This is a genomic window from Pseudomonas sp. DCA-1 (genome assembly GCF_046523955.1).
Lineage (GTDB): Bacteria > Pseudomonadota > Gammaproteobacteria > Pseudomonadales > Pseudomonadaceae > Aquipseudomonas > Aquipseudomonas putida_Y.
Map to the genome: position 1 here is coordinate 3,193,348 of NZ_CP169881.1, position 16,798 is coordinate 3,210,145.

Genomic DNA, 16,798 nt, shown 5'->3' on the forward strand with positions numbered 1-16,798 from the left:
CGCGGGCAAGCCCGCTCCTACAAGGCTTACACCGGCCCTGTAGGAGCGGGCTTGCCCGCGAATGCCCCTCAAAGACAATCCGAGATTCTGTAATGCCATCCGCAATTCGCATCACCCCCACCCTGCTGCTGGCCCTGGCCAGCACCACTGCCCTTGCCAACGACGACCTGCTGACCCGCAGCACCCTGACCGGTGACTGGGGCGGCCTGCGCCATCAACTCGAAGAAGACGGCGTCAAGATCACCGGCGACTACAGCGGTGAAACCGCCTACAACGCCCATGGTGGCCTGCACCGCTCGGCGCGCTATTCGCAGAACGTCAAGCTGGGCGTGCAGTTCGACCTGTCGAAACTGTACGGCCTGGACAACGGCGGCAAGGTCCAGCTGACCATCAACGACCGCCGCGGTAACAGCGCCTCGGAAGACCTGGTAGGCAACCGCCTGCCGATCCAGGAAAACTACGGCGGCCTCTACACCCGCCTGACCGAGCTGAGCTACGAGCGCACGCTGTTCACCCCGGCGCTCAACGTCAAGCTCGGCTACATGGCCATGGGCAACGACCTCGGCGGCCTGGACAGCGGCATCCTGTGCAATTTCATGAACGCCGGCTTTTGCGGCCACCCGCTGAACATGTCCGGCGGCAGTGGCTGGGCCAACTACCCCAACGCCCACCTCGGTGTGCGGGTGAAGTACGACCTGTCGCCTTCCTGGCAACTGCGCGTGGCGGCGTTCAACGTTGACCCCGAAAGCAACGGCAACTCCAGCCGCGCCTGGCACCTGGGGCCCAAGCACACCACCGGCACCGTGGTACCGGTAGAGCTTATCTACAAGCTGCAAGGTGAACTGCCAGGTGAGTACAAGCTGGGCTACTACTACGACAGCTCCGATGTGAAACGCATCGGCAGCGACGATGAAGTGTCCGGCCGAGGTGGCCATTACCTGTTGGTCGACCAGGCAGTGTGGAACGACCAGGCCTCCCCAGGCCGAAGCCTGCACGCCTTCGGCCAGTACTCGGCGTCAAGCAAGGCTGCTTCGCCGTTCACCAAGTGGTATGGCGCCGGCGTGGTGCTGTACAAACCGTTCGAAGGCCGCCCGAAGGATACCGTGGCACTGGGTTATGGCCGGGCCGTGCCCAACCCGCGTAGCCGCGACGTGCTGGAAGATGCCGCTTTCAACGCGGGCCAGCAGTTCCCGGATATCGACAGCGCCGAGCAGTTGATCGAACTGAGCTACGGCTACCAGGCCACGCCATGGCTGAACCTGCGCCCGGATGTGCAATACATCATCGAGCCAGGGGCGTTTTCGGGCAAAGACATCGACAACGCACTGGTGGTTGGCCTGCAGGTCAAGGCGACCTTCTGAGTCACCGGGGCCGCGCTGCGGCCCATCCACCGTCGCGACCATCAAGCCTGCTTGAGGTAGTCCACCAGCCTCAGCAGCATGGCATCGCAGCCCCGCAACTGTTCGACACTGACAAACTCATCCGGCTTGTGGCCCTGGTCCATGCTGCCAGGCCCGCACACCACGGTGGGGATGCCCGCCTGGTCAAACAGGCCACCTTCGGTACCAAACGCTACCGTACCGAACGTATCCGAGCCACTGAGCAACGCCACCAACCTCGCAGCCTCGCTGTCCTCCGGTGTCGCCAGCCCCGGATAGGCACTCAGCGGCTCCAGGCGAATGGCGCTGGCGATGTTGACCTTGCGCATACGTGGCAGCAACTCGGTTTCAGCATAGGTTTGTAACTGGTCGGCCACCGCCTGCGCCTCGAACCCAGGGAGCGCGCGTACTTCGAAATCGAACTCGCACTCGGCCGGCACGATGTTCAGCGCCCTGCCCCCTTTGACCACGCCGGTCTGCACCGTGGAGAACGGCGGATCGAAGCGCTCGTCGTGATAAGCCGGCAGTGCCAGGGCATCGCCGATGTCACCCAACTTGCCAATCAGTTTCGCCGCATACTCGATGGCATTCACCCCATACGGCGCGTACGCCGAATGGCACGCCGCCCCCTGTACCTGGCAACGCATTGCCAGCTTGCCCTTGTGCCCCAGCACCGGTTTGAGTTCGGTAGGTTCACCGATCAGGCACAGCCGTGGTTTACACGGGCGCTGTTCGAGGGCAGCCAGCATCGAGCGCACGCCCAGGCAACCGACTTCTTCGTCATAGGAAAATGCCAGGTGTACCGGCATGCGCAACGGCTGGGCGAGAAAAGCGGGTACAGCAGCCAACACCGAGGCGATAAAGCCTTTCATGTCGGCCGTGCCGCGGCCATACAGGCGGCCTTCACACTCACTCAGGGCAAACGGCTCGACCGTCCAGGCCTGGCCATCCACTGGCACCACATCGGTATGGCCAGACAGCACCACACCGCCAACATCCTTGGGGCCGATGGTGGCGAACAGGTTGGCCTTGGTGCCCTCCGGGTTATGGAACAGCTCGCATTCCACTCCCAACTCGGCCAGGTAGTCACGGATAAAACCGATCAGCGCCAGGTTGGAGTCGCGGCTCACCGTGGCAAAGCCGATCAGCCGGGCCAGCAGCGCGCGGCTGGCAAATTCACTCATCGCCCGGCACCCCATAGCTTGGCGCGGCGGTCGGGTTGAGGGCGCGGGTAACGTAATCCTGCATCTGGGGGCGATAGGCTTGCCACAGGCCATCAAGCACGCCGATCGGGTCACTATCGGCCCAGTCGACGCGCAGGTCCACCAGCGGCCAGGTCAGCTCGCCCGCAATCTTCAGCGCCGCCGAGTGCACGGGCCCGGCTTCGCCACCCGCTGCCATCGCCGCGTGCATGGCTGCCAGCAGGCGATCGGCCAGATGGCCGCCGGCCTGCTCGAAGGCCAGCACCATGGCTTCGATCACCTGGGTCGAGGACAGCAGGTTGCCAGCCGCCGCGCATTGTTCGCCGGCCACTGCATGGTGTGTGCCCAGTGCTTCCCGCCCGGTGAACAATGCCACCTGGCCGTGACTGTCGATCACCGTGACCTGGCGGTACTCACTCCAGCCATTGGCACTGAGCACCCTGTCCAGCGCAGCGGCAGGCGGTAACTGGCCATGCTCAAGGGCATCGAGAATCTGCGGGCCTAGCGCCGGCAGGGTGATGTTCTGGGTAGAGACCGCGCCCACACCGGCACGCACCCAGGGGCAACGGGCACCCACGGCGATGCTCGACGAGCTGATGGCGATACCGACCTGGCCGGTTTCCTGGCAACGACCGATGATGGAGAACGTCATGTCATGGTTCCTGTTGTGCTGTGCGATACACGGCATTCTGAGTGGAACCTTCTGGCGGGCGAAACGACCTTTTTCCGAGGGGGTAGGCAGGAAAAAACTATGCTCAAGGCGCCGCTCTCTGCACCCGCTCGAAAAACCACCTCACCCACCCGGGCAACCCACCCCGCAGGCCAGAGAACTCAAGGCCTTCGCCGTTTTATCGGCAAGCACCAGCTAAATACTATTTTCGCCATTTCCACGGCATCCCTAGTCTGGCTCCAGGCAACGGCGGTCCTCCAAACCGACCTGACAAAAACCGCCTGAACAAGGGCTCGGACATGACACTGAACAACCTCGAAATCGACACCCTCGTCGTCGGCGCCGGCCAGGCCGGCGTGGCCATGAGCGAACACCTGAGCAAGCTTGGCGTGCCGCACCTGGTACTGGAGCGCAACCGCATCGCGCAGGCCTGGCGTACCGGCCGCTGGGACTCGCTGGTCGCCAACGGCCCGGCCTGGCACGACCGCTTCCCGGGGCTGGAATTCAACCTCGACGCCGATGCGTTCGCCGGCAAGGACCAGGTGGCCGACTACTTCGAGCAGTACGTACGCAAGTACAACCTGCCCGTGCGCACCGGCATTGAAGTGAAGCGCGTGGTGCGTAACAGCGACCGCCCAGGCTTCACCATCGAAACCAATGAAGGCGTGATTCGCGCCAACCGCGTAGTCGCCGCCACCGGCCCGTTCCAGAAGCCGGTGATCCCGGCCATCGCGCCGAAAGACAGCAACCTGCACCAGATTCATTCCGCCGCTTACTTCAACCCAGAGCAGCTGCCTGAAGGCGCGGTACTGGTGGTCGGTGCCGGTTCCTCCGGCGTGCAGATTGCCGAGGAATTGATGCGTGCCGGACGCCAGGTGTACCTGTCGGTCGGCGCCCACGACCGCCCGCCGCGTGCCTACCGCAACCGCGACTTCTGCTGGTGGCTGGGCGTACTGGGCGAGTGGGACGCAGAAATTGCCAAGCCCGGTCGCGAGCATGTGACCATCGCGGTCAGCGGCGCCCGCGGTGGCCACACCGTGGACTTCCGCGCCCTCGCCCACCAGGGCATGACCCTGGTCGGCCTGACCCAGTCGTTTGAAAACGGCGTAGCGCGCTTCCAGGACAACCTGGTCGAGAACATCAACCGCGGCGACGAAAACTACCTGGCCCTACTGGATGCGGCCGATGCCTACATCGAACGCAACGGCCTGGACCTGCCGCAAGAGCCCGAAGCCCGCCAGCGCCTGGCCGACCCGGAGTGCATGCGCAACCCGCTGCAGCAACTGGACCTGGCCAAGGCCGGCGTCAGCAGCATCATCTGGGCCACCGGTTACGGCGTGGACTTCAGCTGGCTGCAGGTAGACACCTTCGATGCCAACGGCAAGCCCCAGCACCAGCGTGGTGTGGCCCGCGAACCGGGCGTGTACTTCCTCGGCCTGCCGTGGTTGTCGCGCCGTGGTTCATCGTTCATCTGGGGGGTGTGGCACGACGCCAAGCACGTAGCCGGCCACATTGCCACGCAGCGTACCTACACCGCCTACCGCGACCGCGAGCAACGCGCAGAGGATGAGCAGCAAACTGCCAAGATCAGCAATGTCAGCACCCTCGGAGCCCACTGATGCCTACCCATACTCGCATCCGCATGTTCAACACCAAGGAAACCTACCCCAACCAGACCCTGGACAACGACTTGTGCCAGGCCGTACGGGCGGGCAATACCATCTACGTGCGCGGTCAGGTCGGTACCGACTTCGAAGGCAAACTGGTCGGCCTGGGTGACCCGCGCGCACAAACCGAACAGGCGATGAAGAACGTCAAGCAACTGCTTGAAGAAGCCGGCTCGGACCTGTCGCACATCGTCAAGACCACCACCTACATCACCGACCCGCGCTTCCGCGAGCCGGTGTACAAAGAGGTGGGCAAGTGGCTCAAGGGCGTGTTCCCGATTTCCACCGGGTTGGTGGTGGCCGGGTTGGCCCAGGCCGAATGGCTGATGGAGATCGACGTGATCGCCGTGGTGCCCGATCAGCAATGACCACAGGCCTGAATGACGGCGGGTGACTGCCACCTGCCCGTCCAGCCACGCCTGGGTTGCCCGTGCCGCAGCTTGCAAGCGTTGAGGTACGGGCACGCCAACGGACGACACTTCCACGCTGACACGTCGCCCGCAGTTCGCGCGCGGCTGGCTACCCGCCGCCAGCTCCAACGCCGTCAGGTGTGCCAAGTCCTGCCCATTCAATAGGTCGCCCTCCCGCCGCCGAGGCCGAACACAAAACCCGTGGTAAAGGCTGTCGCCAGGCCGATGCCACACAGGCCACCGGCTAGGCAAACCCGAACAATCGCCGAGGGGTCTCCCACATCACCGTGCGGCGCAGCCGGGCATCCGGCATCAGGCGCTCGGCCAGCTTCAGCAGCGGGCCGTAGTCCACCCGCGCGGGTTGGCGAATGAACGGCCAGTCCGAACCCCACACACAGGCTTGGGCGCCAAAGGCTTCGAGCAGGGCCTGCACGTATGCACTGCTTTGCTCGAACAAGGCATCCGCTGCGGCAAACTTCTGCATACCTGACAGCTTCACGCAGGCGCGGCCACTGTCGGCCAGCCGCAGCAACGCCTGGAAGCCGGCTTGCTGCACACCGGCAGCGACATCCGGGCGGCCGCAATGGTCAATCAACAGACGAGCCTGCGAGCCTTGCAGCAGGCCGTGCAGGTCCAGCAACTGGTCGTCACACACCTGCAGCTGGGCGAACATGCCAAGCTCGGCGAGCTTGCCGAACAGCCCGTCAACGCCCTTTAGGCTGGCTACCCCGTACAGCGCGGGGTTGAAGGCGATACCCACCACGCCTTGCGCCTGCAACGCCGCCAGCGCATCGAGGTTGATGTCCGCCTTGACCACCGCCACCCCCTTGAGCCGCCCCTGCCCGCTGGCCAAGGCATGCAGCAGGCAGCGGTTGTCGGTGTGGTAGCCGCTGTTGGGGCCCACCAGCAAGGCATGTTGTACGCCGTAAGCGTCCATCACCCGAGTGAACTGCGCCTGGGTGGCGACCTCCTGGCCGGAGGGCGCATAGGGTGCATCGGGGTGATAGGGGAAACGGGCAGGGTCAAACAAATGGTTATGGCAATCGATCTTCGCTTCGTCAAATATGTTCACGCAGCACTCCCGTCAAGCGCCACTGCGCTTGTCTGCAGATCTTGTTATTGTGCGCCGCAAGGGCGATTAGGCTGGGGTTCACGATACTGTGTGGCCGGCTTTGACGCTCATACCCAGATGGCGAAAACCATAACCGAAGGTAATACACATGCTGCTTGGCAACGAAGGCGCGGACGCAAGCCCCATGGTGTTCAAACTTCGGCACATGGAAGTGTTCAGGGCGGTGATGCTGACGGGCTCGATCAGCGCGGCGGCCAAATTGCTGTATGTGTCGCAGCCGGCGGTGAGCAAGCTGATCCAGTACATCGAAGCGCGCCTGGCCTACCCGCTGTTCGAGCGCGTCAACAACCGCCTGGTGCCGACGGCCGAAGCGCAGGTGCTGTTTCGCGAGGTCGAGCGGGTGTACCAGGCAGCGTTGCAGGTCAACGAATGTGCCCTGGCGCTGGGCGCTGGCGGCCAGCGCAAGTTGCGTATCTCGTGCAGTGCATCGTTGTCCACGGTGGTGATCCCAATGGCCCTGGCCCAGCTCAAGCGTGAATCACCGTCACTGAATATCGAGTGGCAAACCTCGTTGATGGGCGAAATGCCCAACCAGATCTTGTCGAAGAAGGTCGACCTGTCGATCGCCGCCCTGCCGGTGGTGCACGACCACCTGCATTCGCAAGCGTTCATGCGTGGACGCATGGTAGTGGTGATGCCGCCGGGTCACCCTTTGGCCGGTCAGCCCGCGCTGACCCTGCAGCAGCTGGAGGGCCACGCGTTGCTGCTGTTCCGGCCCGACATGCCGTTTGGCAAGCTGTTGGCCGAACACATCGGGCGCCGCGGGCTACAACTGAAATCACTGTTGTCGTTCACCAATGCCAACGAGGCTGTGGCGTTGGTCAAGCAAGGCATGGGCATCAGCGTGATCGACGAGTTCGTTGCACAGGACAGCGGGCTGGCGGTGGTGCCGTTGGCCGATGAGATTCACTTCGATATCAGCTTCGTCTATTCGCGCTTCGAGCCGCCCTCGCATGCAGCGCTGCAGTTGATGCGGGTGTTGCAGGGGCAGGCGCAGAAGCTGGGGCGGGCGCTTGCGCCGGGCTGATCATCTACGCAACTGCTCCCCTGTGGGAAGGGCTTCAGCCGCGAACACTGCCGAAGCCGGTGCCGTGCACCGAGTCGCCAGATTCGCGGGCACGTCCGCTTCCGCTGGGTATACAAGGGTGCGGTTTAAAAGCCGACCGTGGCCGAGAGCAGATAGGTCCGCGGGGTGGACAGGGTCAACCCCGGCTCACTGTCATCCGACGCCCCTGCCGAGCTCCAGTAGCGATCATCGAGCACATTCTCGACACTGGCCCGCAAGGTAACCTCGGTGGCGTCCACCTTGAAGGCATAACGTGCACCCAGGTCATAACGCTCCCAGCCGTCGATGCGCTTGCTGTTGTTCTGGTCCAGGTACTGGGAACTTGAGTGAATGCCGCGCGCTGTGAAGGTCAGGCCGTTCACCCCTGGCACGTCCCATTCAGCCCCCAGATTGACGTTGTATTCGGGCGTGGCCGGCGCACGGTTGCCATCGTAGGCACCGCCGACAGTGTCGGTGAGTTCGCTGTCGATATACATCACCCCACCCAGCACCCGCACGCCCTGCACCGGTTCACCGAACACACTCAGCTCGATGCCGCGGTTGTCACGCTTGCCATTGGGGCCGAATACCCGCGAGGCGGGGTTGGTCTCGTAGGCTGGCTGGCGGATGCGGAAGGCGCTGGCGGTAAAGGCCACCTGGCCGAGGTCGTACTTGGCCCCCACTTCGATCTGGCGGCTGGTGAACGGCGGGAAGATCTGGTCTTCGTTGATCGAGGTCGAGGGGGCGATCTTGCCTTGGCTCAGACCCTCCATGTAGTTGGCGTACAACGAGAGCTGGTCGGTGACCTTGAGCAATACGCCCCCAGAAGGCGAGACCTTTTCTTCGTCATAGCCCGTATCGCCTTTGACGCCGTCGCTCCAGTCATCCACCTGCACCCGTTGCCAGCGCGCCCCCAGGGTCAACAGCAGGCGGTCGTCAAAAAAGCCAAGGGTATCGGCCAGGGCCACGCCGGAAAAGCGGTTTTCCGTGTAGACCTCGGGGTCGAGGCGGGTTGGCGTAGCGGGTGACGGTGCGGCCACCGGGTTGTAGAGGTTGCTCGGCGCCGAGGCATAGCGCGCACCGCCGTTGGTGAAGTCCATGTAGTAATAGCTGGCGGCCAGGTTCAGCTCGTGGCTCACCGGCCCGGTATGGAACCAGTGACGCAAACCGGCCATGGCGGTGCGCACTGACTCGTCCCGGGTAAAGTCACGCGGCTGCACGGTGAAGTCGCCGGCATCGTTGGTGATCGACACGTTATGGCGAAGGAAGTCGTGGTTGCTCTTGCGCGCGCCGACCGCACCATAGGCCAGCAGCGACTCGCTGATATCGTACTCGGCGTTCAGCGCACCGAAGGTGTCGTTGGTACGCGCCTTGCTCCAGGCCTGGGCGTAGTTGTGACGTACATCATTGGCATTGGGCACCTTGGCATTGGCACCGACCAGCACACGCTCCTGCGGGGCGTCGGTGTCGCGTTCGGTGTGGCCAAGGTCCGCCGAGAGCCGCAGGCGCTCGCCTCGAAAATCCAGGCCCAGCACCGCCATTTCGCGGTCAACGCGCTGGTGATCCCATTCGGTGTCACCGGCCTGCTTCACGCCATTGAAGCGCACGCCGAACTGCTGGTCTTCACCAAAGCGACGGCCGATATCCACTGCGCCGCCAGCCTGGCCGGCCGAAGCGTAGCTGCCGGTGAATTCGGTGATCGGCTTGTCAGCGGCTCGCTTGGGCTGCACATTGATACCGCCGCCCACGCTGCCACGCGGCGAAATGCCGTTGATCAACTGGCTGGGGCCTTTGATGATGTCGACCCGGTCAGCCATTTCCATGTCGATCGAATACGTCGGCAAGATGCCATACAGGCCGTTGTAGGCCACATCGCTGTTGAACAGGCTGAAGCCGCGAATGGTGAACTGCTCGAAACGCCCGCCCGCCGGGTTGGTAGCACGCACTGAAGGGTCACTGGCAATCAGTTCGCCCAAGGTGCGCGCCTGTTGGTTCTTGACCAGGTCGCTGGTGTAGCTGCTGATGCTGAATGGGGTTTCCATGAAGTCGCGCGAACCGAGCAAGCCTTGTGCCCCCTGGCGTGCCACTTGGCCACCGGCATACGGCTGCGTTTCGTTGCCTGCGGCCAGGCCGCCGACGATGCTGGTGGGGGCGATTTCCAGAGCGCCACTGCCCTGGGGGGCAGGCATCAGGGTGAAGGCCCCCTCACCCACCGGCAGCGCCTGCAGGCCACTACTGCGCAGCAACTGGCTGAAGCCTTCATCGACACTGTAACGACCGGACAAGCCGTTACTTTGCCGGCCCTCTACCAATGCCGGGTCCAGCGAAAGGCTGACACCGGCCTGGTCGGCGAAATGGGTCAAAGCAGCACCCAGGCTGGCTGGCGCTACCTGGAACGTACGCCGGGCCGGCTCATCGGCCCAGGTGGGTGCACACAACAGCAGGCTCATCGCGAACAATGGATGTGCTGCGCGCGCCAGTGGGCGCAGGCGGCAAGATTTTACTGCAGGCATTGAACAAGGCTCCCCTTTTATTTTCTCCTACCGGTAATGACCGGCGAGTGAAAAAAAGGGGACAGCCTCATGCTCGTTTTTCTCGTGCGGTCAGGCTCACCCAATAACGCGTGCGGGTCTGCACTTGCAACGGCAGGCTGGCGGCGAGCAGGGCCAGCACCCGGTCGGTGTCGTCAAGGCGGAACGTGCCGGTCACACGCAAGCGCTCCAGTTCTGGTGCCCAGCGCAGTACGCCGGGGCGATACCTGCGCAGTTCGCGCAGCAACTCGCCCAACGGGCGGTCGTCCAGCCGTAGCGCGCCTTCGCGCCAGCCCAGTTGCCATTCGTCGAAGGCTTTGACAGGGCCAACGCCGGCCGCCTGCAAACTGGCCTGTTGGCCGGCCTGTAGCATCACGGCTGGACCACGCAGCGGTTGCAGGCTGACTGCACCCTTGATCGCCGACACCCGGCAGGCCTCATCAAGCAGGCGCAGGCACACCTCGCCCTCACTGAGCACCACCCGGCCGTAAGGCACCTGCAAGGTGAGGCTCAGGTTAGCGGGCACGCTGACGGCCACTTCACCGCGCACCAGTGCCACGCGGCCTGCACCCAGCTCGATATCGACCGCACTGTCGGTGTTCAACTGCAACAAGGTGCCGTCGCTCAGCATTGCCTGCCTGCGCTCTCCTACCGCGGTGCGCATGTCGGCGGTCCAGGCATCCAGCGGCAGCTCACGGCTCACCAGCCAGGCCAACGGCAGCAACGCCGACACACCCAGGGCTTGTTTGAGCAGTGCCCGACGACCGGCATCCGGGCGATCCAGGGCGGCCATCGCCAATGCGCCGGGCAACCCGGCAAACCGCGCTCGCAGCAGCGATGCCTTTTGCCAGGCGTCTTCGTGCAGGGGGCTGCTGGCGCGCCATTGCGCCAGGCGCAGCAGGTCAGCTTCGCTTGCGTCGCCAGAATCCAGTAGTGCCAGCCAACGGGCCGCAGCACGCAGCGCCTCGCGGGTTTCTGGGGTGTGGGGGCTCATCGCAACTCGGCCAACAGGCAATGCTCGTAAGCCTGCGCCATGTAGCGTTTCACCGAGCGCTGGCAAACGCCCAGGCGCTGGCCAATCTCGGCGTAGCCCAAACCTTCCAGCTGGTGCCAGAGAAAGGCCTTGCGTATCGCCGGCTTGAGGCCGTCGAGCAGTTCATCCAGTGCCTGCAGGGTTTCCAGCAGTACCCAGCGCTGTTCTGGCGACGGCACGTGTTGCTCGGGCAACTGCGCCAAGGCATCAAGGTAGGCCTGCTCCAGGCTACGTCGCTGGTGGAAGTTGCTGAGCAAACGCTTGCCCACGGTCAGCAGATAGGCGCGCGGTTCGCGTATGTCTGCCAGCGGCTGGGCGCTGGCCAGAATGCGCAGAAATGTATCCTGACTGAGGTCGGCGGCATCCCAGGCATTGCCCATACGCCGGCGCAGCCAGGTTTCAAGCCAGCCACGATGCTCCCGGTACAGGGCAGGCAGGCCAGGCTCCGGTGGCGGCGCGGCGTCGATCATGAGGTGAGTCCTGCAGCGGAGTAAATAAGATTAATTCTAATTTACATCACGCCACAGAACCAAGCGCTTTGTTACCGGTCAGGCAATTGCTTCATCTACCAGCACTTGTGCTTCCTGCACCAGACGCTGCAAATGCGCCTCGTCGATGAAGCTTTCGGCGTAGATCTTGTAGATGTCTTCAGTACCCGACGGGCGCGCGGCGAACCAGCCATTGGCCGTCATCACCTTGAGCCCGCCAATCGCCTGGCCATTGCCTGGAGCATGGCTGAGGATCTGCACGATCGGCTCACCGGCCAGCTCGGTCGACTTCACCTGCTCCGGCGCCAGCTTGCTCAGCAACGCCTTCTGCCGCGCGTCCGCCTTGGCCTCGACACGAGTGGCGAACGGCTTGCCCAGCGCGTCGGTCAGGTCGGCATAAGCCTGGCTCGGGTTACGCCCGGTACGGGCGGTCATTTCGGCGGCCAGCAAGGCCGGGATCAACCCGTCCTTGTCGGTGGCCCACACCGAGCCATCGCGGCGCAGGAACGAAGCCCCTGCACTTTCTTCGCCACCAAAACCGAGCGAACCGTCGAACAGGCCCTGGGCGAAGAACTTGAAGCCCACCGGCACTTCGTACAGCTTACGGCCCAGGCGCTGGGTGACGCGGTCGATCAGGCCGCTGGAGACCACGGTCTTGCCCACGGCAGCGTCACTGCGCCACTGCGGGCGGTGGCGGAACAGGTAGTCGATGGCCACGGCGAGGTAGTTGTTGGGTTGCAGCAAGCCATCAGGGGTAACGATGCCGTGGCGGTCGTGGTCCGGGTCGCAAGCGAAGGCCACGTCAAAGCGCTCACGCAGGCCTATCAGGCCCTGCATGGCATACGGCGAGGAAGGGTCCATGCGGATCTGGCCGTCCCAGTCGACGGTCATGAAGCGGAAGGTCGGGTCGACCTCGGTGTTCACCACTTCCAGGTCCAGCTGGTAGTGCTTGGCAATCGCCGACCAGTAGCGCACCCCTGCCCCGCCCAGCGGGTCGACGCCCAAGCGCAACCCGGCGCGACGGATGACATCGAAATCGATGACGTTTTCCAGGTCGGCCACATAGGTGCTGACGTAGTCGTGGCGGTGGGTGGTCGGCGCCAGCAGCGCCTGGGCATGGTCCATACGCTTGACGCCGGCCAGGTTAGCGGCCAGCAGTTCGTTGGCCTTGCCCTCGATCCACTTGGTCACGTCGCTGTCGGCCGGCCCGCCGTTGGGCGGGTTGTACTTGAAGCCACCGCTTTGTGGCGGGTTGTGCGACGGGGTAATGACGATACCGTCAGCCAGACCCTGTGTGCGGCCACGGTTGTGGCAGAGGATGGCGTGGGACACAGCCGGTGTGGGCGTGTATTCGTCATCCTTGGACAGCATCACCTGCACGCCGTTAGCGGCCAGTACTTCCAAGGCACTGGCGGCCGCAGGAGCTGACAGGGCGTGGGTATCGGCGCCGATAAACAGCGGGCCATCGATACCTTTTTCCTGGCGGTACAGGCAGATAGCCTGGCTAATGGCCAGGACGTGATACTCGTTGAAACTCAATTCAAGCGAACTGCCCCGGTGCCCCGAGGTGCCGAAGGCCACGCGCTGGGCCGCCACGGCAGCATCTGGGCGGCCGGTGTAATAGGCGGTGAGCAGCCGGGGAATATCGACCAGCACGCTGGCCGGAGCCGGCTTGCCTGCCAAAGGACTGAGCGTCATGCAAAAACCTCGAGTTCAACGGATGTTGGTGTTGGAACGTGCAGTGTACTGAGAGTTGCAATGCCGTGCGATGGGGGCATCAAAGAAACCCCGGTCCCTGCTGGGTACAGCGCACCCCGCCCAACCCTATGACGGTCTAGAGTTCAAGCCATACCCATTGTGAATAAGGCTCTATGGCTTTCCATCGTCTGACCCGCACACACCCCCGCCTGAGCCTCGCCACTATAGTCGGCCTCGCTGGCGCCTGGCTGATCCCCGCCGGTGATACCGTGCAACACATCCTCGCTGGCTGGAACCTGGGGGTGTGGCTGTACCTGCTGCTGGTGCTCTACCTGAGCTGGACAGCCAGCCCGGAAAAGGTCCGCAAGGTCGCCGGCGTCGAAGACGAGAACGCGGGCCTGGTCCTGCTGACCGTGTGCATCGCCGCCATCGCCAGCCTTGCCGCGGTCACCCTGCAACTGGTCTCCAGTCGCGGCCTGCAAGGCACGGACCTGGCCGTGCACTATCTCTATACCGGCCTGACCGTCGCCGGTTCATGGCTGCTGATCGGCTGCATATTCACCCTGCATTACGCCCGCCTGTTCTACACCGGGCAAAGCCACGAACTGCCGCTACGCTTCGCTGATGGCGAGCGCAACCCTGATTACTGGGACTTCCATTACTTCTCGTTCACCATCAGCGTGGCGGTGCAAACCTCAGACGTTGGCGTCGCCGGACGAGGGTTGCGGCGGGTGGTGCTGGCGCATTCGCTGGTGGGCTTCGTATTCAATACGGCGATTCTCGGGTTCACGATCAACATCGCCGCCGGGTTGCTAGGTTGACCAAGCCGCTCGTCTGAAAAACCTGCGCGTCTAGCGCCAGCGAAATCCACCAAACCCAATGGTTACCTGACACCTTGCGGTCGGGAAAACGTTTGCCATGCAGTCAACCGACACACTGCGCCCGTGACAAGGGTGTGACCCCTGTCATGCATTCGCACATTTGTCGTACTTGCAACCGAAAATCGCACGTAGCAGGTGCTATCTTTACTTTCCCGGCGGCCGCATCGATGTGGCCACCCGCTCATCACGTCCAGGTACGGACAAGGAGGCTGGCATGAACAAGATGACGTTCCCCAACGCCTGCCAGGTGATGCGCTGGCATTTCCATCCGTTGGGTTTCGAGGCCAGCATGGATGCGCCACGCAGCATGGTTGCACGGCTGTTCGACCGCGCCAGCGGTGAGACCCTGCTGGCGATTGCGGGCATCCCCTGTGCAGCGATCATGGCCGCCGCCGATGTAGAGCGCATCATCGAGGCCGTCGAGGCGGAAATGGACGCCTTCATACCCGCCTTTACCTTGCGCGATGCAGTCTAGGCTCTGTTTTCAACGCAGCCTCACCGAGTATCAAGGCTTTTCATACAGCGCCTAGCCTGCAGCAGTGAGTTCCGGGCCCATGGCCTGCAACTTGCTCATGAACTGCTCGGCCGGCACAGGCTGGCCCAGCAGGTAGCCCTGCAACGAATCACACCCCAGCCGGGTCAGGAAGTCCTGCTGCTTGTCGGTTTCAACCCCCTCGGCAACGATACGCAGGCCCAACGCCTGGCCCAGTGCGACGATTGCCGAAACAATCGCTGCATCGTCACTGTCCTGCTCCAGGTCGCGCACGAAACCGCGGTCGATTTTCAGCTCGTTGGCTGGCAGGCGCTTTAGGTACATCAGGCTGGAATAGCCCGTACCAAAGTCATCAATGGACAAGTCCACGCCCATGTCGGACAGGCGCTGCAGCACGGTCAGGCTGGCGTCGGCATCGTGCATGGCGGTGGTTTCGGTAATTTCCAGTGTCAGGCAGTTGGCCGGCAAGCCGTTCTGCTGCAGGGCGCGGGCCACGCTGTCGACCAGGCCGGCGTGGCAGAACTGGATAGCCGACAGGTTCACCGCCATGCGCCAGCCAAGGTGGCCCTGGTCCAGCCACTGGCGCATCTGACGGCAGGCCTCGATGAGTACCCACTCGCCAATGGGGATGATCAGGCCGGTCTTTTCCGCCAGGCCGATGAAGCGGTCAGGCAGCAGCAGGCCTTGCTGCGGGTGCTCCCAGCGCAGCAGCGCTTCGGCACCAATCGGCTGGCAGGTATGGGCGTCGAACTTGGGCTGGTAATGCAAGCTGAACTGGCGCTGCTCCAGCGCCAGACGCAAGTCCTGCAGCAACTGCAACTGCTGGCGAGCATTGCTGTTCATCGACACATCGAAGAAGCTGTAACCGTTCTTGCCAGCGCTCTTGGCATGGTACATGGCCGCGTCGGCGTTACGCAGCAACTCGTGCTGGTCCTGGCCGTTGCCCGGGTACAGGACGATGCCCAGGCTCGCCGACAGTTGCAGGTCGTGCTCGGCCACGCGGAAAGGCCGGGAAACCAGGTTGACCTGCTTGACCGCCACGTCCATGGCATCGTTCGGTTCCTGCAGTTCCACCAGCAGAACAAACTCGTCGCCACCAATCCGTGCCAGCGTGTCCTGGCTGTGCAAGTGGCCGCGCAGGCGGGCCGCCACGGCCTTGAGCAGAAGGTCACCAATATGATGGCCAAAGGCATCGTTGACCGGTTTGAAGCCGTCCAGATCAATGAACATCAGGGCAAAACAGCCGCCCTGCTCCGCCACTTTGGCGATAGCCTGCTCAATGCGATCGGCCAGCAGGGTACGGTTTGGCAGATCGGTGAGGGTGTCGTGCAAGGCCAATTGTGTCAGTTCCTGGTTGGCCAAGGTCAGCGAACGGGCCAACTCGGCAGTACGTGCCTCCAGGCGCGCGTCCAGCACCGAAGTCAGCAACGCCACTGCCAGAACTGCCAGCGTGGTGATCAGCACCAGGTAAACCAGACTGTCACCCTGCAGACCGCCCCCCAGCGCGCCGCAGAAGCTGCCCTCGGGGAAGTTCGCCGCGGCCATGCCGGTGTAATGCATACCAACGATGGCAAAGCCCATCACCACTGCCGCCAGGCCACGGATCTGCCGTACATAGGGTGTATGTGCGCGCAGGCGGAAGGCGATCCACAATGCTGCCGCCGAGGCGCCTACGGCAATCAGCAGCGAAGCACCAAACAACGTCGGGTCGTAATCAATACCCGGCAGCATGCGCAGCGCGGCCATGCCGGTGTAGTGCATGCAGGCGATACCGGCGCCCATGATCAGCGCGCCGAACCCCAACTGCAGCGCGGGCAGGCTCGGCTGGCTGACCAGCCACAGGGCAAAGCCCGAGGAAAGCACAGCGATCAGCAGCGAGAACGCGGTCAGGGCCAGGTCGTAACCCAAGTCGATGGGCAAGCTGAAGGCAAGCATGCCAATGAAGTGCATCGACCACACGCCGATGCCCATGGCCAACGCACCGCCGCCCATCCACAGGTAGGCAGCGCGGCCCTTGGCCGTGGCGATGCGGCCAGTCAGGTCAAGAGCGGTATAGGATGCCAGGATCGCCACGCACAGCGAAATCAACACCAGCGAAGAAGAGTAGCTACCGGTCAGCATTGAGAGTTCCAGCGCCGGAACAGGGGGCCCGGCAAAAGCTGACGATTG

14 protein-coding genes are annotated in these 16,798 nt (G+C 63.5%); 6 read left to right on the forward strand and 8 right to left on the reverse strand.

The features are described 5' to 3' along the window. The first annotated feature begins 92 nt into the window (after window positions 1-92). Entirely contained in the window at window positions 93-1,361 is a 1,269-nt protein-coding gene (locus ACE4QZ_RS15080; RefSeq protein WP_021781670.1) for a carbohydrate porin, read from the forward strand. Window positions 1,362-1,402: 41 nt separating this feature from the next. Here the strand turns inward: ACE4QZ_RS15080 and argE are convergent, their stop codons facing one another. Together argE and ACE4QZ_RS15090 are read right to left on the reverse strand one after the other, a co-directional pair. Then, window positions 1,403-2,563 carry an acetylornithine deacetylase gene (gene argE / locus ACE4QZ_RS15085; RefSeq protein ID WP_021781671.1) on the reverse strand — a complete coding sequence of 387 codons (1,161 nt, stop codon included), beginning with the start codon at window positions 2,561-2,563 and terminating at the stop codon, window positions 1,403-1,405. After that, window positions 2,556-3,233 carry a DUF1028 domain-containing protein gene (locus tag ACE4QZ_RS15090; RefSeq protein WP_014590707.1) on the reverse strand — a complete coding sequence of 226 codons (678 nt, stop codon included), beginning with the start codon at window positions 3,231-3,233 and terminating at the stop codon, window positions 2,556-2,558. Before ACE4QZ_RS15090 ends, argE begins: the two co-directional genes overlap by 8 nt. 317 nt (window positions 3,234-3,550) lie before the next feature. Between ACE4QZ_RS15090 and ACE4QZ_RS15095 the strand changes: the two genes are divergently transcribed. Together ACE4QZ_RS15095 and ACE4QZ_RS15100 are read left to right on the forward strand one after the other, a co-directional pair. Continuing rightward, window positions 3,551-4,870 (forward strand): flavin-containing monooxygenase, encoded by a 1,320-nt coding sequence (locus tag ACE4QZ_RS15095; protein ID WP_279935453.1) that lies wholly within the window; start codon window positions 3,551-3,553, stop codon window positions 4,868-4,870. Further along, window positions 4,870-5,286 carry a RidA family protein gene (locus tag ACE4QZ_RS15100; protein ID WP_014590706.1) on the forward strand — a complete coding sequence of 139 codons (417 nt, stop codon included), beginning with the start codon at window positions 4,870-4,872 and terminating at the stop codon, window positions 5,284-5,286. The genes ACE4QZ_RS15095 and ACE4QZ_RS15100 overlap by 1 nt, the downstream gene beginning before the upstream one ends. Before the next feature lie 286 nt (window positions 5,287-5,572). On the opposite strand, the gene ACE4QZ_RS15105 is transcribed toward ACE4QZ_RS15100, so the two are convergent. Beyond that, entirely contained in the window at window positions 5,573-6,400 is an 828-nt protein-coding gene (locus ACE4QZ_RS15105; RefSeq protein WP_021781674.1) for an amidohydrolase family protein, read from the reverse strand. A gap of 148 nt (window positions 6,401-6,548) precedes the next feature. On the opposite strand from ACE4QZ_RS15105, the gene ACE4QZ_RS15110 reads away from it, so the two are divergent. Beyond that, complete coding sequence (locus ACE4QZ_RS15110) at window positions 6,549-7,487, forward strand: LysR family transcriptional regulator (RefSeq protein ID WP_003247757.1); 939 nt, start codon at window positions 6,549-6,551, stop codon at window positions 7,485-7,487. 125 nt (window positions 7,488-7,612) lie between these two features. Here the strand turns inward: ACE4QZ_RS15110 and ACE4QZ_RS15115 are convergent, their stop codons facing one another. The 4 genes from ACE4QZ_RS15115 to pgm form a co-directional block, all read right to left on the reverse strand. Further along, window positions 7,613-10,018 carry a TonB-dependent receptor gene (locus tag ACE4QZ_RS15115; protein WP_031321932.1) on the reverse strand — a complete coding sequence of 802 codons (2,406 nt, stop codon included), beginning with the start codon at window positions 10,016-10,018 and terminating at the stop codon, window positions 7,613-7,615. Window positions 10,019-10,085: 67 nt separating this feature from the next. Further along, window positions 10,086-11,030 (reverse strand): FecR domain-containing protein, encoded by a 945-nt coding sequence (locus tag ACE4QZ_RS15120; protein ID WP_028697286.1) that lies wholly within the window; start codon window positions 11,028-11,030, stop codon window positions 10,086-10,088. Then, a complete protein-coding gene (locus tag ACE4QZ_RS15125) occupies window positions 11,027-11,539 on the reverse strand; it encodes a sigma-70 family RNA polymerase sigma factor (protein WP_021781678.1) in 513 nt (170 codons plus the stop codon). The genes ACE4QZ_RS15120 and ACE4QZ_RS15125 overlap by 4 nt, the downstream gene beginning before the upstream one ends. 78 nt (window positions 11,540-11,617) lie before the next feature. Continuing rightward, window positions 11,618-13,255, reverse strand: a complete 1,638-nt coding sequence (gene pgm, locus ACE4QZ_RS15130; protein WP_021781679.1) for a phosphoglucomutase (alpha-D-glucose-1,6-bisphosphate-dependent) — start codon at window positions 13,253-13,255, stop codon at window positions 11,618-11,620. Between the two features lie 173 nt (window positions 13,256-13,428). Between pgm and ACE4QZ_RS15135 the strand changes: the two genes are divergently transcribed. Both ACE4QZ_RS15135 and ACE4QZ_RS15140 read left to right on the forward strand, forming a co-directional pair. Next, entirely contained in the window at window positions 13,429-14,076 is a 648-nt protein-coding gene (locus ACE4QZ_RS15135) for a DUF1345 domain-containing protein (RefSeq protein WP_021781680.1), read from the forward strand. A gap of 274 nt (window positions 14,077-14,350) precedes the next feature. After that, a complete protein-coding gene (locus tag ACE4QZ_RS15140) occupies window positions 14,351-14,611 on the forward strand; it encodes a DUF1652 domain-containing protein (protein WP_003247746.1) in 261 nt (86 codons plus the stop codon). Window positions 14,612-14,662: 51 nt separating this feature from the next. On the opposite strand, the gene ACE4QZ_RS15145 is transcribed toward ACE4QZ_RS15140, so the two are convergent. Then, entirely contained in the window at window positions 14,663-16,750 is a 2,088-nt protein-coding gene (locus ACE4QZ_RS15145; protein ID WP_021781681.1) for a putative bifunctional diguanylate cyclase/phosphodiesterase, read from the reverse strand. Window positions 16,751-16,798 lie beyond the last annotated feature (48 nt).